The 23,549-nt window shown below is 71.6% G+C and carries 19 protein-coding genes and 1 pseudogene; 7 read left to right on the top strand and 13 right to left on the bottom strand.

Features of this window, described 5'->3' with window-relative positions; translation table 11 throughout:
* The first annotated feature begins 4 nt into the window (after window positions 1-4).
* Complete coding sequence (locus ACZ6YG_RS27230; protein ID WP_466019557.1) at window positions 5-1,507, top strand: class I adenylate-forming enzyme family protein; 1,503 nt, start codon at window positions 5-7, stop codon at window positions 1,505-1,507.
* 3 nt (window positions 1,508-1,510) lie between these two features.
* Here ACZ6YG_RS27230 and ACZ6YG_RS27225 read toward each other — a convergent pair whose 3' ends face one another.
* From ACZ6YG_RS27225 to ACZ6YG_RS27210, 4 genes are read right to left on the bottom strand one after another with little or no spacing between them, the layout of a single operon-like run.
* Window positions 1,511-2,731, bottom strand: coding sequence for an acetyl-CoA C-acetyltransferase (locus ACZ6YG_RS27225; RefSeq protein WP_466019556.1), 1,221 nt, complete (start codon window positions 2,729-2,731; stop codon window positions 1,511-1,513).
* Window positions 2,728-3,873 carry an acyl-CoA dehydrogenase family protein gene (locus tag ACZ6YG_RS27220; RefSeq protein ID WP_148035400.1) on the bottom strand — a complete coding sequence of 382 codons (1,146 nt, stop codon included), beginning with the start codon at window positions 3,871-3,873 and terminating at the stop codon, window positions 2,728-2,730. The genes ACZ6YG_RS27225 and ACZ6YG_RS27220 overlap by 4 nt, the downstream gene beginning before the upstream one ends.
* A gap of 21 nt (window positions 3,874-3,894) precedes the next feature.
* On the bottom strand, window positions 3,895-4,614 hold the full coding sequence (locus ACZ6YG_RS27215) for an ABC transporter ATP-binding protein (RefSeq protein ID WP_466019555.1): 720 nt from the start codon (window positions 4,612-4,614) through the stop codon (window positions 3,895-3,897).
* A complete protein-coding gene (locus ACZ6YG_RS27210) occupies window positions 4,611-6,419 on the bottom strand; it encodes a branched-chain amino acid ABC transporter ATP-binding protein/permease (RefSeq protein ID WP_466019554.1) in 1,809 nt (602 codons plus the stop codon). Before ACZ6YG_RS27210 ends, ACZ6YG_RS27215 begins: the two co-directional genes overlap by 4 nt.
* A gap of 95 nt (window positions 6,420-6,514) precedes the next feature.
* On the opposite strand from ACZ6YG_RS27210, the gene ACZ6YG_RS27205 reads away from it, so the two are divergent.
* Window positions 6,515-6,754 carry a helix-turn-helix domain-containing protein gene (locus tag ACZ6YG_RS27205; RefSeq protein WP_466019553.1) on the top strand — a complete coding sequence of 80 codons (240 nt, stop codon included), beginning with the start codon at window positions 6,515-6,517 and terminating at the stop codon, window positions 6,752-6,754.
* Window positions 6,755-6,766: 12 nt separating this feature from the next.
* Window positions 6,767-7,729, top strand: a pseudogene (locus tag ACZ6YG_RS27200) (RNA-guided endonuclease InsQ/TnpB family protein); the annotation flags it as partial.
* A gap of 37 nt (window positions 7,730-7,766) precedes the next feature.
* Here ACZ6YG_RS27200 and ACZ6YG_RS27195 read toward each other — a convergent pair.
* The 4 genes from ACZ6YG_RS27195 to ACZ6YG_RS27180 all read right to left on the bottom strand — a co-directional run bounded on the left by ACZ6YG_RS27195 (window position 7,767) and on the right by ACZ6YG_RS27180 (window position 12,299).
* Window positions 7,767-8,624 carry a branched-chain amino acid ABC transporter permease gene (locus tag ACZ6YG_RS27195; RefSeq protein ID WP_397196096.1) on the bottom strand — a complete coding sequence of 286 codons (858 nt, stop codon included), beginning with the start codon at window positions 8,622-8,624 and terminating at the stop codon, window positions 7,767-7,769.
* Complete coding sequence (locus tag ACZ6YG_RS27190; RefSeq protein ID WP_148035404.1) at window positions 8,621-9,829, bottom strand: ABC transporter substrate-binding protein; 1,209 nt, start codon at window positions 9,827-9,829, stop codon at window positions 8,621-8,623. Before ACZ6YG_RS27190 ends, ACZ6YG_RS27195 begins: the two co-directional genes overlap by 4 nt.
* Window positions 9,830-9,920: 91 nt before the next feature.
* Window positions 9,921-11,477 (bottom strand): FadD3 family acyl-CoA ligase, encoded by a 1,557-nt coding sequence (locus tag ACZ6YG_RS27185; protein WP_466019552.1) that lies wholly within the window; start codon window positions 11,475-11,477, stop codon window positions 9,921-9,923.
* A gap of 9 nt (window positions 11,478-11,486) precedes the next feature.
* Window positions 11,487-12,299, bottom strand: a complete 813-nt coding sequence (locus ACZ6YG_RS27180) for an enoyl-CoA hydratase-related protein (RefSeq protein WP_148035406.1) — start codon at window positions 12,297-12,299, stop codon at window positions 11,487-11,489.
* 94 nt (window positions 12,300-12,393) lie between these two features.
* Here ACZ6YG_RS27180 and ACZ6YG_RS27175 point away from each other — a divergent pair, with 94 nt between their 5' ends.
* Both ACZ6YG_RS27175 and ACZ6YG_RS27170 read left to right on the top strand, forming a co-directional pair.
* Complete coding sequence (locus ACZ6YG_RS27175) at window positions 12,394-13,956, top strand: class I adenylate-forming enzyme family protein (protein WP_466019551.1); 1,563 nt, start codon at window positions 12,394-12,396, stop codon at window positions 13,954-13,956.
* Window positions 13,957-14,046: 90 nt separating this feature from the next.
* Window positions 14,047-14,835, top strand: coding sequence for a FadR/GntR family transcriptional regulator (locus ACZ6YG_RS27170; RefSeq protein ID WP_148035408.1), 789 nt, complete (start codon window positions 14,047-14,049; stop codon window positions 14,833-14,835).
* A gap of 54 nt (window positions 14,836-14,889) precedes the next feature.
* Here ACZ6YG_RS27170 and ACZ6YG_RS27165 read toward each other — a convergent pair whose 3' ends face one another.
* The 4 genes from ACZ6YG_RS27165 to ACZ6YG_RS27150 all read right to left on the bottom strand — a co-directional run bounded on the left by ACZ6YG_RS27165 (window position 14,890) and on the right by ACZ6YG_RS27150 (window position 18,501).
* Window positions 14,890-15,933, bottom strand: a complete 1,044-nt coding sequence (locus ACZ6YG_RS27165; RefSeq protein ID WP_219542914.1) for an ABC transporter substrate-binding protein — start codon at window positions 15,931-15,933, stop codon at window positions 14,890-14,892.
* Between the two features lie 34 nt (window positions 15,934-15,967).
* Window positions 15,968-16,822, bottom strand: a complete 855-nt coding sequence (locus ACZ6YG_RS27160; protein WP_148035410.1) for an ABC transporter permease — start codon at window positions 16,820-16,822, stop codon at window positions 15,968-15,970.
* A complete protein-coding gene (locus tag ACZ6YG_RS27155) occupies window positions 16,819-17,598 on the bottom strand; it encodes an ABC transporter ATP-binding protein (RefSeq protein ID WP_148035411.1) in 780 nt (259 codons plus the stop codon). Before ACZ6YG_RS27155 ends, ACZ6YG_RS27160 begins: the two co-directional genes overlap by 4 nt.
* 147 nt (window positions 17,599-17,745) lie before the next feature.
* Window positions 17,746-18,501 carry an enoyl-CoA hydratase/isomerase family protein gene (locus ACZ6YG_RS27150; RefSeq protein ID WP_466019550.1) on the bottom strand — a complete coding sequence of 252 codons (756 nt, stop codon included), beginning with the start codon at window positions 18,499-18,501 and terminating at the stop codon, window positions 17,746-17,748.
* Between the two features lie 49 nt (window positions 18,502-18,550).
* On the opposite strand from ACZ6YG_RS27150, the gene ACZ6YG_RS27145 reads away from it, so the two are divergent.
* Together ACZ6YG_RS27145 and ACZ6YG_RS27140 are read left to right on the top strand one after the other, a co-directional pair.
* Complete coding sequence (locus tag ACZ6YG_RS27145; RefSeq protein WP_466019549.1) at window positions 18,551-18,958, top strand: nuclear transport factor 2 family protein; 408 nt, start codon at window positions 18,551-18,553, stop codon at window positions 18,956-18,958.
* A 53-nt stretch (window positions 18,959-19,011) separates the two neighbouring features.
* The gene (locus ACZ6YG_RS27140) at window positions 19,012-20,544 is read left to right on the top strand and encodes an AMP-binding protein (protein WP_148035414.1); all 1,533 of its coding nucleotides are present in this window, start codon (window positions 19,012-19,014) and stop codon (window positions 20,542-20,544) included.
* A gap of 7 nt (window positions 20,545-20,551) precedes the next feature.
* Here ACZ6YG_RS27140 and ACZ6YG_RS27135 read toward each other — a convergent pair whose 3' ends face one another.
* The gene (locus ACZ6YG_RS27135; protein ID WP_466019548.1) at window positions 20,552-23,449 is read right to left on the bottom strand and encodes a hypothetical protein; all 2,898 of its coding nucleotides are present in this window, start codon (window positions 23,447-23,449) and stop codon (window positions 20,552-20,554) included.
* Between the last annotated feature and the right edge of the window lie 100 nt (window positions 23,450-23,549).

Genomic DNA, 23,549 nt, shown 5'->3' with positions numbered 1-23,549 from the left:
TGACATGACAGGTCTGCCGGAGCGGCTGGAAGCGGTCCTCGACGTGGACCCGGACGCGCGGGCGCTGGAGCTGGACGGCCGGTGGTGCACGTGGGGCGACCTGGCCGCGGGCGCCAGCGCGCTGGACGAGCGGCTGCGGGCGGTCGGGGCGCCGGAGGGTGCGCGGGTGGGCGTGGTGATGCGCAACCGGCCCGGCGTCGTCGGGGCGGTGCTCGGGTCGCTGGCCGGGCGTTACTGCGTCGTCTCGCTCAGCCCCGTGCAGCCGGCGGACGCGCTGGCGAAGGACGTCGGCGACCTGGATCTGGTGGCGGTGGTCGCCGACGCGGCCGACTGGGAGTCGGAGAGCCTGGTGGCGGCCGCCCGGTCGGCCGGGGTCCTCGGGCTGTCCGTGCCCGCGTACGAGCCGGACACGGTCACGGTGGTCACCGGGTGCGCGCTGGACGCCGGGCAGGTCGCGGCGCGGGCGCTGCCCGGGGTCGCGGTGAGCATGCTGACGAGCGGCACCACCGGCCCGCCCAAGCGTGTCCCCATCGGCTACCGCAACCTGGCGGCCAGCTTCGCGGGCACCGCGCACTACGAGTCGGGCAGGCCCTGGCAGCCCCGGCTCCGCTCCGGGGTGGCCATCCTGGTCGCGCCCATCCTGCACACCAGCGGGCTGTTCCGCCTCCTGCTCAACCTGCTCGAAGGCCGGAGCGTGGCGATGCTGGAGCGGTTCACGGTGGACGGCCTGGTGCGGCTGGTGACCTCGTACGACGCGCGGGTGCTGGCGCTCACGCCCACCTCGCTGCGGATGGTCCTGGACGCCGGGGTGGACCCTCAGGTGTTCGCCGGGGTCCGCGCCGTCGTGTGCGGCACCGCGCCGCTCCGGCCGGAGCTGGCGCGCCGGTTCGAGGACGCCTACGACGTCGCGGTCCTGGTCATGTACGGGGCGACCGAGTTCGCCGGCGGGATCGCGGGCTGGACCATGAAGGACTGGGAACGCCACCGCGACGACAAGCGCGGCAGCGTGGGCCGGGTGCATCCCGGCGTGGACGTACAGGTGCGCGACCCCGAGACCGGCGAGCCGGTGCCGCCGGGCGAGGTCGGCCGGCTGGACGTGCGCACGCCGCAGTCGACGGACCCCGACCGCTGGCAGGAGACCACCGACCTGGCGCGGGTCGACGAGGACGGCTTCCTGTGGGTCGTCGGCCGGACGGACGACGTGATCATCCGCGGCGGTTTCAAGGTGTCGGCCGGCGCGGTGGCCGAGGTGCTCAAGGAGCATCCCTCGGTACGCGACGCCGCCGTGGTGGGCCTGCCCGACCAGCGGCTCGGCGAGGTGCCGGTCGCGGCCGTCGAGATGGCCGACGCCGCCTTCGACCCGGCCGAGCTGGAGACCTGGGCGCGCGCCCGGCTGACGCCTTACCAGGTGCCGGTCCGCTTCGTCCCGCTGGACGCGCTCCCTCGTACGCCGTCATTGAAGGTGAGCCAGGAGCGCCTGAAGGCACTCCTGGCATCCGGCTCGTGATCGTCAGGTGATCCGCTCGAAGACGGCGGCGATGCCCTGGCCGCCGCCGATGCAGAGGGTGGCGAGGCCGTAGCGTTGCTCGCGGCGGTGCAGTTCGCGGGCGAGGGCGCCGACCATGCGGGTGCCGGTGGCGCCGACCGGATGGCCGAGCGAGATGCCGGAGCCGCGCGGGTTCGTACGCTCCAGGTCCTTCTCGCCGAACCGCCACTCGCGCATGACCGCGAGGGCCTGGGCCGCGAACGCCTCGTTGAGCTCGATGAGGTCCATGTCGGCCAGCCGCAACCCGGCCCGGTCCAGGGCGACGCGGGTGGCCGGGACCGGCCCGATGCCCATCCGGTGCGGCTCGACCGCGCCGATCCCCGACGACACGAGCCGCACCAGCGGGCGCAGGCCGAGCGCCGCGGCCCGGTCGAGGGTGGTGACGACGCAGAGCGCGGCGGCGTCGTTCTGGCCGCTGGCGTTGCCCGCGGTGACCGTCGACTCGGGGTCGGCGGCGGCGCGGATGGGGCGCAGCCGGGCCAGCGACTCCAGCGTGGTGTCGGCGCGCGGGTGCTCGTCGCGGTCCACGGTCGTCTCGCCACCCTTGACGGGGACCGTGACCGGGATGATCTCCTCGGCGCTCCTGCCGTCGCGCTGCGCCTCGACGGCCCGCCGGTGCGACAGCAGCGCGAGCTCGTCCTGCTCCTCGCGGGGGATGGCGTACTCGCGGCGCAGGTTCTCCGCCGTCTCCAGCATCCCGCCGGGCACCGGGTGGTGGCGGCCGCCCGCGGTGACCCGGCCGCGCTCCAGGCTGTCGTGCAGCCGCACCCCGCCCTGCCGGGCGCCCCACCGGAGGTCGAAGGAGAAGTGGGCGGCGTTGCTCATGCTCTCGACGCCGCCGGCGACGACCACCTCGGCGTTCCCGGTCATGACCTCCCTGGCCGCGTACAGGATCGCCTGCAGGCCGGAGCCGCAGCGCCGGTCGACGGTGAGCCCCGGCACGGTGACGGGCAGCCCCGCGTCCAGCGCGACGACGCGGCCGATGGCCGGGGCCTCGCTCGTCGGGTAGCAGTGGCCGAGCACGACGTCGTCGATCGCCTCGGGCTGGAGCCCGGTGCGGGCGAGCAGCCCGCGCAGCGCCTGGGCGCCCAGCTCTGGAGCGGGGAGCGCCTTGAGCGAGCCGCCGTAGCGGCCGATCGGGGTCCGCACCGGCTCGCAGATCACGGCGTCACGGGAGCCGGTCATCGGGTGGCCACCTCACGCATCAGATTCCTGGCGATGATCAACTTCTGCACCTCGCTGGTCCCCTCGTAGATGCGGTAGAGCCGGGCGTCGCGGTAGAGGCGCTCGACCGGCACTCCGTGCATGTAGCCGCTGCCGCCGTGGATCTGCACCGCGCGGTCGGCGACCCGGCCGGCCATCTCGCTGCAGAACAGCTTCGCGCTGGACGGCCCGATCCGCCGATCGGTGCCGTCGTCGTAGGCGCGGGCGGCGGAAAGCACGAGCGCGCGACCGGCCATCAGCTCGGTCTGCGAGTCCGCGATCATCGCCTGCACCTGCTGGAAGGTGCCGATCACGGTGCCGCCCTGCTTCGCCGACGCGGCGTACCGCACGCTCTCGTCGACCAGCCGCTGCGCCAGGCCGACGCAGCAGGCCGCGATGTGCAACCGGCCCTTGGCCAGCGAGCGCATGGCGGCGGCGAACCCCTCGTTCTCCACCTCGCCGATCAGCCGCGAGGCGGGCACCCGGACACCGTCGAAGTGGATCTCGCTCGTGTGGGAGCCGCGCTGCCCCATCTTCTTGTCCCTGGGGCCCACGGTCACGCCCGGCGTGCGCGTGTCCACGGCGAAGACCGAGATGCCCTTCGGGCCGGCCTCCCCGGTACGGGCGAACACCATGAGGACGTCCGACCGGTCGGCGTTGGTGATGAAGCGCTTGTGGCCGTCGATGACGTAGTCGTCGCCGTCGCGCACGGCGCGGGTGCGCAGGCCGCTCGGGTCGGACCCGGCCTCCGGCTCCGTCAGCGCGAACGAGGCCACGCACTCCCCCGCCGCCATCCGCGGCAGGAACTCCGCCTTCTGCCGCTCGGTGCCGAAGTTGACCAGCACCTGCCCGGCGATGCCGTTGTTGGTGCCGAACATCGAGCGGAACGACGGGGTGGTGTAACCCAGCTCCATGGCCAGGCGGGCGTCCTGCTCGGCGTCGCAGCCGAGCCCGCCGTACTCCTCGGGGACGGTGTAGCCGAACAGGCCCATCCCGGCGGCGGCGCCGCGGATCCGCTCGGGGATCTCGTCGGTCTCCTCGATCACGTCCTCCGCGGGCACCACGACCTCGCGTACGAACTCCCGCACGGTGCTCAGAACGGCGGCGAAGTCCCCGCTGTCCATGTGTCGTCTTCCTTTCTCACGTCACCTGCCCATGCAGGCGTCCTTGATCCGCTCCAGGTCGTCGATCTCGGCCACCGGGGAGCTCACCACGACCTTGCCGACGTCGATCACCGTCACGTGGTCGGCGACCTCGACCGCGGCCTCGACCGCCTGCTCCACCAGCACGATCGCCAGCCCCGACGCCTTCAGCTCCGACACCCTGGCCATCACCTCGGCCACCACCGACGGCGCCAGGCCGCCGGACGGCTCGTCGAGCATGAGCAGGCGCGGCCTGGCCATCAGGGCCTGCCCGATCGCCACCATCTGCTGCTGGCCGCCGGACAGCGCGCCCGCCGGGGAGTCGCGCTTCTCGCGCAGGATCGGGAACAGCTCGTGGATCCGGTTCAGCTCGCCTTCCAGCGCCCTGCGGCGCAGGCCGAGGCTGTAACCGCCGAGGAGCAGGTTCTCCTGTACGGACTGCTCCCGGAAGACCCGCTTGCCCTCCTGGACGTAGCTGATCCCGAGCTTGACCCGGGCGTGCGCCGGAACGGAGGCCAGCGGGCGGCCGTCGTAGACCACCTCGCCGCCGTGCACCGGGTTGAGCCCGGCGACGGCGCGCAGCGTGGTGGTCTTGCCCGAGCCGTTGCGGCCGAGCAGCGCGGTGACCTGGCCGGGCCTGGCCTCGAACGAGACGTCCCAGACCGCGCGCAGGTCGCCGTAGCCGGTGGCGAGGCCGGCCACGGTCAGCAGGGCGTCGCTCATGCGTGTCCCTCCTTGCCGGTGGTGACCGAGTCGTCGGTCACGCCGAGGTACTCGTCGCGCACCCGAGGGTCGGCCTCGATCTCGGCCGGGGTGCCGGAGGCGAGCACGGAGCCGCGGGCCAGCACCACGATCTCGTCGGCCAGCGACAGCACCAGGCCGAAGTTGTGCTCGACCAGGATGACCGTGCAGCCCGCGTCGCGGATCCGGCGGATGAGCGCGGCCAGGGTCTCCACCTCGGCCTCGTCCAGCCCGGAGGCCACCTCGTCGAGCAGCAGCACCTTGGGCTCGGCGACCAGCGCCCGCGCGACCTCCAGCAGCCTGCGCATGCCGAGCGGCAGCGTGGCCGCCTCGGTGTCGGCCAGGTGGCCCAGCCCGACGAGGGCGAGGGCCTGGCCGGCCCGCTCACGGTCGCGCCGCTGGACCCGGCGGAAGCGCCGGGTGCGCAGGATCGCGCCGCCGAACGAGGCGGGCTCGGCGGTGTAGCGGCCGGAGGCCACGACGTCCCTGACGGTGATGCCGGGCGGGATCAGCGGGGTCTGGAACGTCCGCGCCACGCCCAGCCTGGCGATGGCGTGCGTCGCCGCCGTGCCGATCTCCTTGCCGTCCAGCGTGATCGTGCCCGCGTCCCTGCGGTAGTAGCCGCAGACGAGGTTGAGCAGCGTGGTCTTGCCGGAGCCGTTGGGGCCGATCAGGGCCGTGACCCGGCCGGGTTCGGCACGCAGCGCCGCGTTCGTGAGCGCCTGGTTGCCGCCGAAGGCCTTGGCCACGCCGGTGACCTCCATCGTGCCGCCGGTGATGGGCGCGATCTCCGTCTCCGTGCCGCCCTTCGCGCCGGGCAGCACGCCGGCGGCCCGGTCGAGGCGGGCGGCCAGCTTGCGTGCCGCGCCGGCCACGCCGCCGCTCATCAGCACGCCGCCGATCAGGAGGAACAGGCCGAAGAAGACCAGCGAGTACTCCTGGAAGCTGCTCGACTGGGAGTTGCCGTACTCCACGACTCCCGCGCCGAGCAGCGCCCCGTACACGCTGACCGAGCCGCCCAGGATGGAGGCGGCCAGCGCGCCGGTCGCGACGTGGAAGCTGAAGGCGTCCAGCGAGACGAACAGGTCCAGGTTGGCGAAGAGCGCGCCGGCGAGCCCGGCGGGGACGGCGCCGATCGCGTACCCGGCCAGCTTGGTGCGGAAGACGGACATGCCGACCGACGACGCCAGCACCGGGCTCTGCTTGAGCACCTGGAAGGCGATCCCGTGCCGGGACGCCACGATGTTGCGGAACGCCGCGAACCACAGGATCGTGACCGCGACCACGCAGAAGTAGAACTGCTCGGGCCCGAGCTGGTAGCCGAACAGCGTCGCGGGCGGGATGCCGGAGAGGCCGTGCGCGCCGCCGGTGTGCTCCTCCAGGATCGTCACCACGTCGGGCACCAGCAGCACCAGGAAGAACGAGGTCATGGCCAGCGACCAGGAGCCCAGCCGGAGCCCGGGGATGCCGGTGAGGATGCCGACGACCAGCGCCGCCAGCCCCGCCACGAGCAGGTGGACCAGCAGGTCGGTGGTCCCGGCCTTGGAGATGATCGCCGCCGTGTAGGCGCCGGCCGCGTACATGGCCACCTGACCGATGGCGAGCTGGCCCGCGTACCCGAGCGACAGGTTCAGGCCGCTGACGATGAGCGCCATGATGAGCGTCAGCTCCACCTGCCGGGTGAGCCCGTAGTCCGCGCCCAGGAACGGCAGCGCCAGCAGCAGAGCGCCCAGCAGCGCCGGGTACACCCACGACGGCACCGCCCGGAGGGCTGCCCACGCCTTCATCTCGTCACCACGCACTCACAGCGTGGACGCCCCATCCCGCAGGGCGGGGAGGAAACGCGGAACGGTCGGACACTTCTGTCTCCGGAATTCTGTCGGTGCTGATCGGTAGTTTGATCGGCGTGTCCCGCTACCGGCTCACGCCCTCGCCCGCCCAGGAGCAGGCGCTGCTGGAGCACTGCGGGCACGCCCGGTATGTGTGGAATCTCGCAGTCGAGCAGCACGCTCACTGGAAGCCGGGACGCAGATCCGCGCCGGGGTTCGCCGAGCAGTGCCGTCAGTTGACCGAGGCGCGGACGGAGTCCGCGTGGTTGCGGGCGGGGTCGATCATCGTCTAGCAGCAGGCGCTCAAGGACTTCGCGCAAGCCATGGCGGCCTTCTTCGGAGGAACCCATCGGCGCCCGGCGTGGCGCAGGCAGGGGCGGGGTGAGGGATTCCGGATCGTCGCCGTCAAAGCGGGTGACGTGCGCCGCCTGTCCCGGCACGTGGGCGAGGTGAAGGTCCCGAAGGTGGGCTGGATCCGTTTCCGCTGGTCCCGCGCCGTCCCCGAGGGGGTGAAGTCGTACCGCGTCACCCGCGACCGAGCCGGGCGCTGGCATGTCGCGTTCGCCGCGATACCCGAACCCGTCCCCGCGCCGGACCTGGGCGAGGTGGTCGGTGTCGACCGTGGCGTCGCGGTCTCGGCGGCCCTGTCCACCGGCGAGATGCTGCACGCCCCCGGGCTGCACGACACGGAGAAGGCGCGACTGCGGCGGCTGTTGCGCAAGCTCGCCAGGGCCACGCGCGGATCGAACCGGCGCGCCGAGGTCAAGGCCGCCGTCGCCCGGCTGAAGGCGCGCGAGAGCGACCGGCGCAAGGACTGGGTCGAGAAGATCAGTACTGACCTCGCCCAGCGGTTCGACGTGATCGCCGTCGAAGACCTGCAGATCCGCGCCATGACCCGGTCGGCACGTGGCACCGTCGAGGCGCCGGGCCGGAAGGTGCGTGCCAAGGCGGGGCTGAACCGGGGCATTCTCGCCGCCGGATGGGGCGGTCTCGTCCGACGCCTGGAGGACAAGGCGCCCGGGCGGGTGGTGAAGGTCAGCCCCGTGTACACGAGTCAGCGGTGCTCGGCGTGCGGGATCGTGGACCGGGTAGCGCGTGAGAGCCAAGCGCGTTACCGGTGCCGGTCGTGTGGATACGCCTGCAACGCTGATGTGAACGCGGCCAGGAACATCGCACACGCGGCAGGGCATGCCGTGTCTGCGCGGGAAGGGCCACGGGATGCCGGGCCGGAGCACCGCGAACCTCAACCTGTCCTCCTCTCCGTGTGAGACGCGTTGGAATCCCCTGCCTTCGCAGGGGAGGATGTCAAACCACCCGTTCCTGGACCTTGCCGAACAGACCCGTGGGCCGGATCATCAGCACCAGCAGGAGGATCGCGAAGACGCTCAGGTTGCTGAACTCCGAGCCGAGGTAGCGGGCCGCGTGCTCCTCCACCAGCCCGACGGTGAAGCCGCCGGCCAGCCCGCCGTAGAAGCTGCCGAAGCCGCCGATCGCCAGCGCCACGAAGCCCTTCAGGGCCAGCGCCGAGCCGAGCGTCGCGACGGCGAACGTCTTGGGGCCGATGAAGAAGCCCATCAGCCCGGCGAGCAGCCCGGTGACGGCGAACGCGGCGAAGGCCAGCGTGCGCACGTTGACCCCGCGCAGCACGGCCGCCTCGGCGTCCTGCGACATGGCCACCACGGCGAGGCCGTTGAGCCGCCTGCGGGTGTAGAGGTGGATGCCCACCACGAGCAGCACGGCCATGGCGATCAGGCCGAGCTCGAAGGTGTACACCCGGCCGCCGGCGAGCGTGATCGCCTCCTTGGAGCCGATGAACGGCACCTCCAGCGGCTGGGTGCCCCAGATGAGCTGGGCCAGGCCCGTCAGGACCGTGCCGAACCCGAGCGTGGTGATCAGCTGGGTCTGGTGGTCCGCGACGGGCCGGACGGCGACGCGCTCCAGGATGGCGGCGATGAGCATGACCACGGCCATCGTCAGGAGGATGACGGCCGGCGCCGGGAGCCCGAACGTGACGTGGCCGGCGTAGGCGACGAAGGCGCCGATCATCATCAGCTGGGCCTGCGCGAAGTTGAACGACCGCGAGGCCACGTAGACGATGTTGTAACCGATGGCCACGAGCGCGTACACGGCTCCCAGCGACAGCCCTGCGTAGACGAGCGTCACTTGGACGCGCCCATCTGGCCGTTGACGATCGGGGCGGGGTCCACGAACGTGTGGGTGCCGCGCGCCAGCTTCGGCTCGTGCGACTCCGCCGAGTACGGGTAGCTCGTGTAGACCGCGGTGCCCGCGTTGCCGTTGACCTCCGGCTTCTCCAGCGACTTGGCGATGGCCGCGGCGTCGGTGCTGCCGGCGTCCTTGGCCCCGGCGGCGATGAGCAGGACGCCGTCGTAGCCGAGGACGTTGACCATCGCGCCCTTGATGCCGCCGAGCTCCTTCATCTTTGCGACGGCCTTGTTCGTGGCCTCCGCCGCCGGGTCGTAGACCGTGGCCGCGTTCACCTCGATCTTGAGGTTCTTCACCTCGGCCGAGCCCAGCAGGCCCTCGGGGGGCTCCTGGGTGACCAGCGGGGTCGAGGCGACCGACGTCTCACCGAGCAGCGGGACGTCCCAGCCCAGCTTGGTGATGCCCTTGAGCACGTACCCGGTGGGGGCGCCGTAGGCGTTGAAGACGACCACGTCGGGGTCGGCGTCGCGGAGCGCGGAGATCTGGGCGGTCATGTCGAGCGCGGCGGAGTCGTACTCGACCTTGCCCACGACCTCGTAGCCGTTCTCCTTGAACACGGTCTCGGACAGTTCGCCGAAGTTCTTGGCGTACGGGGAGTTGCCGTGCAGGATGCCGATCTTCTTGTAGCCGTTGGACTCGAACACCGGCAGGTAGTCCTCGACCACCACGCGGGGGGAGGCGGCCAGGTTGAAGGCCAGCGGGTGCTGCTTGGGGTCGGCCGTGTCGTCGATGTTGGCCGAGTTCATGAACAGGATCTTGTTCTGGTTCAGGATCGGCGCGACCGCCGAGCTGACCTGGGTGCCGGCCGTCACGATGTAGGCGTCGGGCTTCTCCTTGGCGAGCTGCGCGCGCAGGCCGGACACCGCCTTGGTGGGGTTGGCGTTGTCCGGCGACTCGATGAGCTTGATCTGCCGCCCGTTGACGCCACCGGACTCGTTGACCGTCGCGACGCCGGCCTTGACCGAGTTCACGCCGGTGATGAGCTGGTCGGTGACGGGCCCGGCATCGCTGCCGGCGCTCACCATGATCACATAGGGGGCGTCGTCCGCGCCCGCTGTCCCGGCTTCCTCTGCGGCGGCGCCGCATGCCGGGAGCGCGAGCAGGGCGGCCGCCAGAACCGCCCACCTCGCCCGGTGGCCCTTCATTGAATCAATCCAATCTTATCTATGATTGAATCCTAGTAAGAGAAGGCTGGCACAAGGGCCTCTCCTTGGCAATGGGGCGACGGTGAAAAGGTCAGAGCGCCGCGCGCAGGTCGCGCCTCAGCACCTTGCCGCTGGCGTTGCGGGGCAGCTCCTCGACGAACTCGACCGTACGGGGGACCTTGAAGTTGGCCAGCCGCTCCCGCGCCCAGGAGATGATCTCCTCGCCGGTGGCCTCGGCGTCGCGCCGGCGCACCACGTACGCCCTGGCCACCTCGCCGAGCCGGGCGTCCGGCACGCCGACCACCGCCACCTCGGAGACCGCCGGGTGGCGCGCGAGCGCCTGCTCGACCTCGGCGGGCGAGACGTTGAACCCACCCACGAAGAAGAGGTCCTTGATCCGGTCGGTGATCTTGAGGTTGCCGTCGGCGTCGAGCGTGCCGACGTCGCCCGAGTGCAGCCAGCCCTCCGCGTCGATCGCCTCCGCCGTGGCGGCGGGGTCCTCCCAGTAGCCGGGGGTGACGTTGGCGCCGCGGATCAGCACCTCGCCCGGCTCGCCCGGCGGCAGGTCGCGGCCCTCGGCGTCCACGACCCGCAGCTCGACGCCCGGCAGCGCGCGCCCGTTGGTGCGGGCGATCACGTCGGCGGAGTCGCCCGCGCGGCACATCGTCGCGGTGCCGAAGCACTCGCTCATCCCGTACGCGGTGATGAAGTGCTCGAACGGCAGCTCGGAGCGGGCCCGCTCGACCAGCGCCACCGGCACGACGGCCGCACCGGTGGCGGCCACGCGCAGCGACCCGAGGTCGAAGGACTCCCGGCCGGGGCTCTCCAGCAGCGAGTAGTAGATGGTGGGCGGCCCGTTCATCACCGAGATCCGGGCGGACTCGATGATCCGCATGACCTCCACCGGGTCGAACACGGCGAGCGGCACGATCGTCAGCCCGTTCATCAGGCTCGTGATGATGCCCGCCTTGTTGCCGCCGGTGTGGAAGAACGGCAGCGACACCAGGTAGCGGTCGCCGGGCCGCAGCCCCCAGATCCGGCCGTACGCCGCGTACAGGTCCAGGCAGGTGCCGTGCGGGATCGTCACGCCCTTGGCCCGGCCGGTGGTGCCGGAGGTGAAGATGACCTCGCTCAGGTCGGCGGGGTCCACGGCCAGCGCCGTCTCCCTCGCGGTCTCCTGGCTCACCGCCGCGCCGCCCGCCAGGAAGTCGCCCCAGCTCCCGCCGTCGAGCATGTCGACCACGGCGAGCTCGCCGAGCGCGGGCTCGTCCCCGTCGCGCTCCCGCAGCGCCGCCGCGTAGTCGTAGCCGAGGAAGCCGTTGTCCAGGAAGACCGCCTTCGCCCGGACCCGGCCCAGGATCTCCCGGGCCTCGCGGCCGCGGTAGCGGGTGTTGAGCGGGACCACGGTGGCGCCGGCGCAGTGCAGGCCCAGCGAGGCGACGATCCAGCGGTGGGTGTTGGGCGCCCAGATGCCCACCCGGTCGCCCGGCCGGACGCCGAGCGCGATGGCGCCGCGCGTCACCTCCAGCGCGGCGGCCAGCAGCTCCCGGTACGTCAGCTCAGTCTCGCCGTCGATGACCGCCGGCCGGTCGCCGAACCGTTCGACCCCGGCCATCAGCATGCGCGGAACGGTCCGCTCCGTGTCCATCAAGGCCTCCTATTTCCCGGTGAACTTCGGCTCGCGCTTCTCCACGAAGGCGCTCAGGCCCTCGCGGAAGTCCTGGGCGCGGGAGGAGACCTCCAGCGCGAACGCCTCGGCCGGCAACTGCTCGCGGAGCGCGGCGTCGGCGGCCTGGTTGATCAGGGCCTTGGTGAGGCCGAGCGCCACCGTCGGCCCGGCCGCCAGCCGGGCGGCGAGCGCGCCCGCCGCCTCGTCCGCCCGGCCCGGCTCGACGACCTCGTGCACGACGCCCCACGCGCTCGCGGTGTCGGCGTCGAGGCGTTCGCCGAGCATGAGCAGGCGGCGGGCGCGCAGCGGGCCGACCGCGCGGGCGGTCAGCCAGGTGGCGCCGCTGTCCGGCGTCATGCCCCGGGTGATGAACGGCTGCCAGAAGGTCGCCGTGGTGTCGGCGACCACGAAGTCCGAGGCCAGGGCGAGCTGGAACCCGATCCCGACCGCGTACCCCGTGACGGCGCACACCACCGGCACCTGCAGCTCGCACAGCTGGGGGATCAGCCGGTGGGCCTGCGACGGCAGCCGCCGCTGGATCGCGCCCGGCCTGGGCCGGCCGCCGGAGCCCGCGTTGCGCGCCACGATGTCGAAGCCGCTGCAGAAGTCGCCGCCCTCGCCCGACAGGAGTACGGCGCGTACCCGTTCGTCGTTCTGGGCCAGCTCCAGGGCGTCGATGACGGCGCGCAGGGAGCGGTCGTTGAGCGCGTTGCGCCGGCGCGGGTCGGCCAGGCGCAGGGAGAGCACGCCTTCGGAAAGCCCTGTGACCAGGCCTTCCACAGCGGGATACTCGCTATACATGCAAGCATTATAAAGATGCACTCTTTGATCCCGTCACTCCTACGTGTAGATGTTACTATCTTTGTAATGATTGTGTTTCATGGAGAGGACGCGGATGAGCACGAGCGTTCCACGGGGGGACGGGCAGGCCACCGGGCCGGCCGGGCGATCGCTGACGGAGCTCCTCGACGAGCTGCCCGCGCTCGACGAGGCCACCGTCGTGCATTCGACCAGCAGCACCCTGACCCTGGCAGAGCTGCGCGCCGCCGTGTCCCGGGTGGCCGGCGAGCTGACAAAGGCGGGGGTCCGGCCGGGTCATCCGGTCGGGGCGCTGGTCGGGTCCGGCGCCTCCGGCGTGGTGGCGATGTTCGCGGCCTGGCGGGCCGGGGCCGTCTACATGCCGGTCAACCACCGCATGACGGGCCACGAGGTGGCGGCGCTCATCGACGACACCCCCGTGTGCCTGCTCCTGGGCACCACCGGGGACCTTGAGGGGCGGGACGCCGGCATCGGCGTCGTGGAGCTCGACGAGACCACCTGGAGCGCCCGCACCCGCAGGCCCGTGCCGGCGGACGCGACCACGTACGACGACGACATCGCCCTGGTGCTGCGCACGTCGGGGACGACCGGCAAGCCCAAGGCGGTCCTGCTGCGCCACGACGGCACGCTGGACGCGCTGGACGCGAGCCTGCGCAAGCTGCGCCGGCGGAGCTCGGGGCCGCGCGAGCCCCGGGCGGAGCTGCGGGCCAACCTGATCCCCCTGTCCCTGGCGCTGTGGGCGGGGATCTTCAACACGCTCTTCTCGTTCCGCGCCGGGTTCGGCGTGGTGCTGCTCGACCGGTTCACGCCGGAGGAGTTCGCCAGGGCGGTGCGCGAGCACGAGCTGACCTCGACGGTGCTCGCGCCCGCCATGATCACCATGCTCAGCGAGGCGGACGGGGTCGACACCCTGGAGCCGCTGCAGATCGTGCGCTCCATCACCGCGCCGCTCTCCCCCGCCGTCGCCCAGCGCTTCCACGACCGGTACGGCGTGCTCGTGCTCAACTCGTACGGGCAGACCGAGCTCGGCGGCGAGGTCGTCGGCTGGACGATCGAGGACATCCGCACCTACGGCACGGAGAAGCTCGGCGCGGTCGGCCGCCCCTACGACGACGTGGACGTCCGGATACTCGACGAGCACGACCAGGACCTGCCGGCGGGCGAGCCGGGCCACATCCACGTCCGCTCCCCCTACCGCATGCGCGGGTACGCGGTCGCGGGCGACGAGGACGCCGACCGGATGCTCGACGGGTTCCTGCGCACCGGCGACGTCGGCCGGCTCGACGCCGACGGGTTCCTGTGGATCGAGGGCAGGGTCAGCGACATGATCAACCGGGGCGGCCTCAAGGTCTTCCCCGACGAGGTGGAGGAGGTGCTGCGGCGCCACCCCTCGGTGCGCGACGCGGCCGTCGCGGGCGTGCCCGACCGCCGGCTCGGCGAGGTGCCCTGCGCGTGGATCGTGCCGGTCGACGGCGAGGTGGACGAAGGGCAGCTGACCGCGTGGTGCCGGGAGCACCTGGCGCCCTACAAGGTGCCGGTGTCCTTCGTCGCCGTCGACGCCATGCCGCGCAACGACGTGGGCAAGGTGCTGCGCCGCCAGTTGCGGACAAGCGCCCCGCCCAAGGAAGTTATGCTGTAGTCATAAAGATTGTAAGATTGACAGCGGTGTCGCGAGCGCCTGTCCGGCGCCTCGCCCGCTCCCGGAAACCATAGGAGAGAAGAGGCACGCGTGCGACAGCTACGACAGCCGCGTCTCGCCGAGATCGTCGCCGCGAAGCTGCGCGACGACATCCTCTCGGGCCGGCTCACCGAAGGAGACAGCCTGCCCAGGCAGGAGCATCTCTTCACGGAGTTCCGGGTCAGCCTGCCGGCCGTGCGCGAGGCGATGCGCATCCTGGAGACCGAAGGGCTGGTGTCGGTGCGCCGCGGCAACGTCGGCGGCGCCGTCGTCCACCTGCCCACTCCGCAGCGCATCGCCCGCACGATCAGCATGGTGCTGCAGACCCGCCGCACCACGATGTCCGACGTGAGCGGGGCGCTGCTGAGCCTGGAGCCGACCTGTGTCGCGCTCTGCGCCGCCCGCCCCGACCGGGCCGAGACCACCGTGCCCGAGCTCCGCAAGGTCATCGCGGAGCAGCAGGCGGCGTTCGACGACGCGGAGCAGTTCCCGCTGCTGGCCCGGCGCTTCCACGAGAAGATCGTCGAGACGTGCGGCAACGAGACGATGATCGTCATCATCGGCTCGCTGGAGCTCATCTGGACCGCCCACGAGTCCACGGTGTGGGGTGACGTCCCGGCGGGCGACGACACCGACTCCCCCATGGCGCGCAAGTCGCTCAGGGCGGCGCTGCGCGACCACGAGAAGATCGTCGACGCGATCGAGGCCGGCGACGGCGCCCGCGCCGTCAAGCTGGCCACCGCCCACCTGGACGCGACGCGGAGCTCCAGCCTGGGCGCCTCGCAGAACGACCTGGTCAACACCGACCTGCTCGACAACATCGACTACGGCACGCGCTGACCTCACACGGAAACGGCCGCCGGTCTCCCGGCGGCCGTTTCTCGTCCGTACGGGTCAGGCCGCGCCCACGGCCTCGGCCCTGAGCGTGTCGTCCACGAGCTTGTCGGCCGGGAGCAGGTCGGTGTAGGTGAGGATGCCCTCGACCTTCACGAACATCTCCTGCATCTCGGTCAGCGTGCCCTCGTTGATGGCCAGGCTGCTGTCGAAGGCGTAGAGACCGCCGCCGCTGATGGTGTTCTCCGGCACCTTCATGAAGTCGGCCAGCATCTTGACGATCTCGGCGTCCTTGCGCCAGTCACCCTCGAACCGCTTGGCCGCGCAGGCGTTGGCCTTCAGGAAGCTCACCCCGGTGGCCCGCTCGGTCTTCAGCAGCTTGGTGCCGAAGATGATGCCGGCCGTGGTGCTCGATCCGTACGCCTTCTTCGAGTCGACCAGGGCGTGCGCCACGTCCTGGTCGATGGCCTTCTGGGTCTCGGGCGCGAACAGCAGCGCGGCCTCCACGCCGCCGTTCTTGAGCGCGGGCACCATGTCGGAGCTGCCGAGGGTGACCAGCTCGACGTCGCCGAAGCTCAGCCCGCCGGCTTCGAGCGACTTGCCCAGCAGGTAGGAGGTGGCCGAGCCGACGGAGCCGAGCAGGGCCACCCGCTTGCCTTTGAGCTCCTCCACCGACTTGATCGACTTGGCGCCGAACAGGCCGCTCGGCGCGGCCTCGCCCTCCGGCGTGTTCACCGAGCCGAGCGAGGCGACCATCTTGAGCTCGGCGCCCTTCGCGACCTGGTTGAACATGCCGGCCGACGGCGAGCCGACGTAGGCGTCGAGCTTGTCGGTGGCGAGGAAGGCGATCGCGTCGGCCGGGTTCTTGATGGGCTCGAACTCGATGGTCAGGCCCTCGTCGCGGTAGCACCCGAGGGCGTCGGCGACGAAGGCCGGGCCCAGCGAGGTGCCGGAGATGTAGCCGACTTTGAGCGTGCGGGTGGTGTCACTGGCGGGCGTGCCGGTCTCCTCCTCGGCGCCGCAGGCGGTCAGCGCGCCGAGGGCGAGGATGGGGAGGGCGAGCGCGGCCATGACGCGCCTGCTCAACGAGAGCCGTGCGGTCACGGGTCGTTCCTTTCGATCGGCCGGTGGGGGGAAGTCACCGGTTCCAGGGGGTGAGCAGCCATTCGACGCCCCGGAGCACCAGGCCGACGATCACGCCGATCAGCGAGATCGAGACGATGCCCACGTACATGTGCTCGGGGACGCCGAGGTTCCACGAGTTCCACACGAGGAATCCCAGGCCGGCGTCGGCGGCGACGAACTCGGCGCCGACGATGACGATGACGGCGAGGCCGGAGGCGATGCGCATCCCGGTGAGGGTCTGCGGCAGCGCCGCCGGCAGCGTGATGTGCACGAGCGTGGACCAGCGCGAGGCGCCGCACGAGCGCCCCACGTCGTGGTAGCGGGGGGAGACGCTGCTGACCGCGTCGATCGTGTTGATGAGCACGACGAAGAAGCAGGTCAGCGCGACCAGGAGGATCTTGCTGGTCTCGCCGAGGCCGAAGATGAGCAGCAGCAGCGGCAGGATCGCCAGCTTCGGCACCGTGTAGAGCGCCGAGATCGTGGGTTCGAGCGCCACCCTGAGCAGCCGTACGGAGCCGATCACCATGCCGAGCGCGACCGCGCAGGACGTGCCGAGCAGGTAGCCGGAGACGATGCGGCTCAGGCTGGCCAGCACCGACTCCTGGTAGACGCCGCTGGCCAGGAGGTCGGCCCAGGAGGCCGCGATGTCGCTGGGCGGGGGGAAGTAGTTGCTCTCCAGCACCCCGGCCCCGGCCAGCAGCTGCCACAGGCTGATGAGCGCGACCGGCACGAGGATCGCCAGGCCGCGCTCCATGAGCGTGCGGCGGCGGGCGTAGCCGCGCGGGTCGAGCTCGGCCGGTCCTGGGGCGATCGTCCGCCAGGTGCCGGTGCTCTCGACGGCCTCCTGGTCGCGGGTGACGGGGCTCATGCGGGCTGGAGTTCCCTTCGCAGTCGGTGCCAGATCTCGTCGCGCAGGGCGGCGAAGTCGGGCGAGGCGCGGATCTCGTCAGGGTGCCGCGGCCGGTCGAAGGGCACGTCGATCACCGTGGCGATCCGGCCGGGCCGCGCGCTCATCACCGCGATCCGGTCGCCGAGCAGCAGCGCCTCGTCGATCGAGTGGGTGACGAAGACGACCGTGTTCTGGTTGGCCTGCCACAGGTCCAGCAGCTTCTCCTGGAGCAGCAGGCGGAGCTGGGCGTCGAGCGCGGCCAGCGGCTCGTCCATGAGCAGCGTCTCGGGTTCCACGGCGAGCGCCCTGGCGATCGCGACCCGCTGCTTCATGCCGCCGGAGACGGTGTCCGGGTACGCGTTCTCGAAGCCGGACAGGTCGAGCTGGGCGAGCCAGTGATCGGCGATCTCCTTGGCCCGCGCCCTCCGGACTCCGGTCTGGAGCAGCGGGAAGATGACGTTCTCCCTGATCGTCTTCCACGGGAAGACGGAGTAGTCCTGGAAGACCACGGCCGACAGGGATCGGGACGGGTCGTCGTGCCGCATGTCGATCGTGCCGCTGGACGGCCGCTCCAGCCCGGCCATGACCCTGAGCAGGGTGGTCTTGCCGCAGCCCGAGGGGCCGAGCAGGCACAGGAACTCGCCGTCGTGGACGTCCAGCACGATCTCGTCCAGCGCGCGGACGGAGCCGGCGCCGCTGGAGAAGACCTTGCCGAGCTTGCGCACGGCGATCTTCACGGGCTGTGTGGGCGGCATGCGAACGCCTTTCTGAGCGCTGCCATCAGCACTGATCTAATACTCAATCATTGATAAGATACGCAAAGCATGGGTCAGCGACAAGGCCGTTGCCCCGGTTAAGGCCAACCCGTAACCTTCCGTCGCGCCCACCCGGTCTGTGGCCCCTCACCCGCCCAGCACCTCGTCCGACACCCGCGACTCGACGGCGTACGCGTCCGCGAGCGTGCCGCGCACCCCCTCGCCCACGGCGCGCTTGATCCCCCGCACGGCGGCGGCCGGGTGGCCGGCGATCAGCTCGGCCAGGTCGAGGGCGCGGCCGAGCGCGGCGCCGTCCGGCACCACCTCGCCGACGAACCCCCACGCGCGCATCCGCTCCGCGCCGAAGCGCTCGCCCGTGAGCATCACCTGCATCGCCGCCGGGTAGCCGATCTGCCGGGGCAGCCGGGCCACCGACCCGCCGCTCGCGATGAACCCGTGCCGCACCTCCGGCAACGAGAACAGCGCCGACTCCCCGGCGATCCGGATGTCGGTCGCGCCCGCCAGCTCCATCCCGGCGCCGAAGCAGATGCCCTCGATCGCGGCCACGACCGGGACCTCCAGCACCACGTCACGCAGCAACGCGTGATGCACATCGGCCCACACCGCCGCGGCGGGCCCGCCGGCGTCCGGCGCGGAGGCCCCAGCGGCGGGCCCGCCACCGCGGATCGCCGCGGCGACGTCGGCGGAGAACGTCGCGAGGTCGGCGCCGGAGGAGAAGTCGCTGCCGCCGGTCACCACGACGGCCCCCGCGCCGGAGGCCGCCACCTCCCGCCAGGCGGCGGCCAGGTTGCGGAAGCCCGCCAGGTCCAGCGCGTTGCGGCGGACGGGACGGTCGAGCGTGACGAGACGGACGCGCGGCCGGGGCTCGGACACCACGATCATGAGCACTCTCCTCTTATGATTTACATCATTAAAATGATAGATTGCGGCAATGGTCGACACCAGCCGCGCCGAGGACGAGGTCCTCATCCGCTCCCTCATCGGGCTCGCCGCCCACCTCGCCGACGAGGGCGAGCCGGACGACTACCGCGCGCTCTACACCCCCGACGCCACCTGGAGCTTCGGCGGCAGCACCCAGCACGGCGCGGACGAGATCGTCGCCGCCACGCGGCAGCGCCGCGCCGAAGGCGTCAGCGGGCCCGGCACGAACACCCGCCACCTGGTGGTCCCGCTGCACGTGACCGTGACCGGCGATACCGCCACCGCGGTCTCGTACTTCCTGTTCTTCGGCGACACCACCGGAACCCCGGCGGCGCGGGTCTTCGGGGTCTACACCGACGAACTCGTCCGTACGCCGGAGGGCTGGCGCATCAGCAGCCGGACGAGCCGGGCGGGATGACCTTTCGTGCGTGATTCGGCAATGATGTCCTCTACTCGGGAGGGCCACTCACCATGACGACGACGATCGAGACGCTGCTGGCAGCCGCGGCCGGAGACGCCGCGGACGTCCCCGCGCTGATGTGCGAGGGAGAGTCGGTGACGTACGCCGAGCTGCACGCGCGCGTGCGCGAGGGCGCCGCCGCCTGGATCGCGCACGGCCTGCGCCCCGGCGACCGGATGGCCTGCTGGGCCGCGAACACGATCGACTGCACCGTCGCCATGCTCTCGGCCATCGTGGCCGGGGGCGTGCTCGTCCCGCTCAACCCGCGCTACACGAGCGCCGAGGTGGCCGCGATCCTGCCCCGGGTCTCCGCCCCCTTCCTGGTCGCGCCCGGCCTGCTCGCGGGGCGGCGGCTGGCGGCCGAGGCGCTCCCTATCGCGGGCGGCGCCCACGTGATCGCCCTCGGCCCCGACGTGCCCGAGGGCGCGGTGGGATGGGACGAGTTCCGCGCCGGCGCGGGTGCGGCGGCACGGGTCGAGCCGGGCGAGATCATCGCGATCCAGTTCACGTCGGGCACCACCGGGCGGCCCAAGGGCGCGGTGCTCCGGCAGGAGCCGTTCCTCACCACCGCCCGCACCTGGGCCGAGGTCGTCGGGCTCGGCCGGGGCGACGTCTACCCGGTGACCTATCCGCTCGCGCACATCGGCGGGTTCAAGACCGGTCTCATCTCGCCGTTCCAGGTGCGGGCGACCGCGGTGCTGATCCCCGTGGTGTCGGCGGAGTCGATCGCCGAGGTCGTCCGCACGCTGCCGGTCGCGGTGCTCAACGCGCCGCCCGCCGCGCAGCGGTACGTGGTCGCGGCCCGCCGGAACGGCGACATCCCCGGCGAGCCGGCCATCCGCGTGGCGGTCATCGGGTCCGCGATCGTGCCGCCCGCTCTCGTACGGGACCTCAAGCAGGAGCTGGGGGTCGGCGACGTGGTCATCGGCTACGGGCTGACCGAGGCGACCGGGGTGTGCACCATGACGCGCCCCGGCGACCCGCTCGACCTGGTGTGCGACACGATCGGCCGGCCCATCGACGGCGTCCGGGCGCGCGTCTGGGCGCCGGACGCGACGGGCAGCCCCGTGGTGGGCGAGATCGAGGTGACCGGCTCCAACGTCATGGCCGGCTATCTCGACGACCCCGCCGCCACGGCCGAGGTGATGCGCGACGGCTGGCTCCGTACGGGCGATCTGGGCTGGATCGGCGAGGACGGCTACGTGCGCATCGCCGGGCGGACCAGGGACATGGTCATCGTGGGCGGGTTCAACGTCTACCCGGCGGAGGTCGAGCACGTTCTCGCCGACCATCCGTCGGTGACGGACGCGGCGGTCGTCGGCGTGCCCGACGACCGCCTAGGCGAGGTGACGGCGGCCTTCGTGGTCGTCTCCGGAGAGCTGGACGAGAGCGAACTCCTCGCCTGGTGCCGCGAGCGGCTGGCGAACTTCAAGGTGCCCCGGCGCGTCTGGATCCTCGACGAGCTCCCGCGCGGCGCGGTCGGCAAGATCGCCAAACCGCGCCTCCAGGAGCTCGCCGTGGACCTGCTCCGCCGGCCGGACTGACCGCCGCCTAGCCCTTGACGGCCTTGGCGACCAGGGCGCTCAGCCGCTTCTCCTCGGCGGAAACGCCGATCTGGCCCAGCTCGAACTCCTTGGCCAGCGCCGTGAACCGCCAGGCGGGAAGGACCGCCGCCGCGCGGCACAGCCCCGCGACCGTGGTGAGGTCCACGCTGAGGACCTTCTTCTTGCCCGACGCCGGCGGCGGAGGCAGCTTGGCCGGGCCCGTGTCGTGGACCACGTCGACGGTCTTCTCCTTGAGCAGCGAGAACAGCTCACCGGCGAGATAGCGCTGGGTCTCGATCGTGACGCCGCCCCTCCGCTTCGCGAAGAACCCGGCGAGCAGCGGCACCAGGGCGTCCTTGCCGAAACCCACGTTCTGGACGGCGAACACGCAGTACGAGGCCGCGATGTTGTTGCGGTACCGTTCGACGCCGGCGTCACCCTTGACCTCGTCCAGAGCTTTCAGGTGCTCCAGCACCGCGTTCAGCGGCAGCCGGCCGAGATCGACCTCCTTCTGGCTCGGCTGCCCCGCGCCGGGAGGCGTGCTGGTCGCCAGGTGGCCGAAGGCGTAGAAGCACTCGACCATCGTCTCCTTGGACTCGTGGCCGGGGTTGATCCGGACGTACCACTCCTCCTTCTGCTCCGCCGGCGACGCCCCCCACGGCCCCGGAATCCTGCCGACGTACGACGTCCGCAGGAACGAGAAGCTGTCGCGCCAGTCGATCAGGACGAGCTTGGCGAAGAGGGTGTCGATCTTGCCGGTGGACGTCGCGCGCAGGAGCAGGGGGATCCCGTCCACATAGGTGGTCCCCTGGCGCTGGTCCTTCCGGTCGATCGGCCAGCAGAACTCGTCCACGAACTTCGCGTTCCGGGCGGCGCTGTCGATCAGCGCCAGCTCGTCACGGTGCCCGTGCCTGAGCATGTGGATCACGAGCTGTCCCTCGTCGTGCCGGGCGAGGTCGAGCTGGATGTCCTGCAGCAGCACCTCGGCCCGCGCGAACACGGATTCGAGGTTGCCCTTCTGGGACAGCAGGGTGAGATCGCCGGCGGCCACCTTGCCGGTGCCGAACGAGGCGTACTTCTGGTAGCTCTTGCACAGGAAGACCTCCAGCCTGCCGGCGGCGATGTCCTCCTTCAGGCTGCCGAGGATGACGTCGAGCCGGCCCCTGCCGCCGGTCGACCCGGGCGCGAGCTGGATGGTGGTGTCGATGATCAGCACGCACGGCGCCGCACCCTTCTTCTGCGCCGCCAGGGCCTCGCGCACCGAGACCACGAGCTCTTCCGGCGACGGCTTGGAGTAGGGCGCGCTCGGGTTCAGCGTCGCGACCAGGACGTCCTGGTGCGGCGTCAACGTGTCGCCCTCTCTGAGCCTTCTGAGCAGCTCGCCGGTCTCGAAGTAGTCGATCGGCTCGGTGGAGCGCGAGACCTGCTCGTGCCCCCGCCAGGACAGCGCGATCCACAGCGCCGTCCCGAGCGCTTCCATGCCGCTGGTCGTGAGGTAGCTGTACATGTGGACCTGCTCGCCCTCGACCAGCGGCGCGATGCTCGGCGCGCGTTCCAGCATGACCCGCCGCACGGCCCGCCGGTAGTCGTCCCCCGTGTAGTTCGCGGCCACGGCGACCACGATGCCGATCTCGTCCATCATGAGGTCGACCGCGCGCAGCGCCACTGTCGGGTTGTGCTGGTTCGCCACGACGATGTCGAGGAGCCGGCCCAGCGAGCGCAGCGCGTTGGCGGTCAGCGCGTCGGTGCGCTTCGGGCCGGCCTCGTCGGTGAGGCCCAGCACGAGGTGCTCGACCATGGCGCACACCGGCGCCAGCTCGGTCTTCTGCCGCGCGATCTCCTGCAGGCGGGCGAACGGGCTGCCGGTGATGAGCGCCACGAGGTCGGCCCAGGTGTTGACGGTGGAGTCGGCCGGGGGCTCCGGCTTCCCCGTGTCCATGAGCTCGTAGAGCTGGTAGGCCGACGGCGTCGCGCCGAGCTCCTGAAGGATCGACTTCCAGGCGATGTTCTGGTCCTTGAAGGCGGCGGTGCCGCTCAGCACGCTGATGCCCGTCCGCCCTTCGACCGGTTTGATCCTGAGCCCGGCCACCACCTTCGGGTCCACCATCATCGCCAGCTTCTCCAGCACGCGCGGGCTGTTGACGAGGATGTCCTCCGGGGCCGTCAGCACGGTGCCGAGCTTGGCCAGGAACTCCTTGAGGGTGTCGACGTAGTTGGTGCGCCAGTAACTGGCCGCGAGCTCGTTCTCGGCCGACAGGCCCCGCTCCTTGTCGCGCTGGGTCTTCGCCGCCCGGAAGCCGATCTGCTCGACGATGTGCTCCTGCGTCGTGCCCTTCACCGCCGCCGCGAGCTCGGCGCGGCGCTCCTGTGAGTACGTCGTCGGCTTGGCGTTGATGGAGTCGACGAGCTCCGCCGCCTTCCGGAGATGGCCCATGGACGAGGCGTCGCGCTCGTCGGCGACACGGTCAGCGAGCGCGGCCAGGTCGGCCGTGGTGAGGTCGAGCGCCTCCAGCGTCAGCGGGTCATGGCCGCCCGGGGTCGTCTCGGGGCGCTCGCCGGGCTGCTTCGGCGGCAGGACGTCGAGGTAGTGCGCCACGTCCTGGTGCTGCGGCGCCGGCTTCTCCACGGGCGTCCGCACCGTGGGGTGGGCCAGGCGGGTCGCCGCGGTCGCCTTCATGAAGGCGTGGGCGACCTCGCCCCTCAGCTGGGCCGCGATGAGCCGGGACTTCTCGCTGCGTTCGGCCGCCGAGCGCTCGGCCAGCGTCTCGGCGATGAGCTTCACGGATTCGAGCGCGGCGGGCGAGCCCAGCTGCGTCAGCGCCCTCGCCACCGCCTTGGCCGTGGTCGGGTCGGGCTTGGCGACGAACTCCTGCCAACCCGCGGGCAGCACAGGATCGTTCGACATTACCGACATGCTTCCTCCCCTTGTCCCATGCGCTGGGACGGACAGATGACGGTGGGCCCCCACCCGATGCTCGATGCCGGGCCGACCCGCGTCAATGCGA

The organism is Nonomuraea sp. NPDC054003 (assembly GCF_055585125.1).
This window is presented reverse-complemented; position numbering and strand designations above follow the sequence as displayed.

What these genes read in the sequence shown, in the direction of transcription:
- ACZ6YG_RS27215 (WP_466019555.1), bottom strand. Translation starts at nt 4,614, where the DNA reads ATGAGCGACGCCCTGCTGACCGTGGCCGGCCTCGCCACCGGCTACGGC.
- ACZ6YG_RS27140 (WP_148035414.1), top strand. Translation starts at nt 19,012, where the DNA reads ATGACGACGACGATCGAGACGCTGCTGGCAGCCGCGGCCGGAGACGCC.
- ACZ6YG_RS27225 (WP_466019556.1), bottom strand. Translation starts at nt 2,731, where the DNA reads ATGACCGGCTCCCGTGACGCCGTGATCTGCGAGCCGGTGCGGACCCCG.
- ACZ6YG_RS27210 (WP_466019554.1), bottom strand. Translation starts at nt 6,419, where the DNA reads ATGAAGGCGTGGGCAGCCCTCCGGGCGGTGCCGTCGTGGGTGTACCCG.
- ACZ6YG_RS27230 (WP_466019557.1), top strand. Translation starts at nt 5, where the DNA reads ATGACAGGTCTGCCGGAGCGGCTGGAAGCGGTCCTCGACGTGGACCCG.
- ACZ6YG_RS27145 (WP_466019549.1), top strand. Translation starts at nt 18,551, where the DNA reads ATGGTCGACACCAGCCGCGCCGAGGACGAGGTCCTCATCCGCTCCCTC.
- ACZ6YG_RS27150 (WP_466019550.1), bottom strand. Translation starts at nt 18,501, where the DNA reads ATGATCGTGGTGTCCGAGCCCCGGCCGCGCGTCCGTCTCGTCACGCTC.
- ACZ6YG_RS27160 (WP_148035410.1), bottom strand. Translation starts at nt 16,822, where the DNA reads ATGAGCCCCGTCACCCGCGACCAGGAGGCCGTCGAGAGCACCGGCACC.
- ACZ6YG_RS27220 (WP_148035400.1), bottom strand. Translation starts at nt 3,873, where the DNA reads ATGGACAGCGGGGACTTCGCCGCCGTTCTGAGCACCGTGCGGGAGTTC.
- ACZ6YG_RS27175 (WP_466019551.1), top strand. Translation starts at nt 12,394, where the DNA reads ATGAGCACGAGCGTTCCACGGGGGGACGGGCAGGCCACCGGGCCGGCC.
- ACZ6YG_RS27155 (WP_148035411.1), bottom strand. Translation starts at nt 17,598, where the DNA reads ATGCCGCCCACACAGCCCGTGAAGATCGCCGTGCGCAAGCTCGGCAAG.
- ACZ6YG_RS27185 (WP_466019552.1), bottom strand. Translation starts at nt 11,477, where the DNA reads ATGGACACGGAGCGGACCGTTCCGCGCATGCTGATGGCCGGGGTCGAA.
- ACZ6YG_RS27135 (WP_466019548.1), bottom strand. Translation starts at nt 23,449, where the DNA reads ATGTCGAACGATCCTGTGCTGCCCGCGGGTTGGCAGGAGTTCGTCGCC.
- ACZ6YG_RS27180 (WP_148035406.1), bottom strand. Translation starts at nt 12,299, where the DNA reads ATGTATAGCGAGTATCCCGCTGTGGAAGGCCTGGTCACAGGGCTTTCC.
- ACZ6YG_RS27190 (WP_148035404.1), bottom strand. Translation starts at nt 9,829, where the DNA reads ATGAAGGGCCACCGGGCGAGGTGGGCGGTTCTGGCGGCCGCCCTGCTC.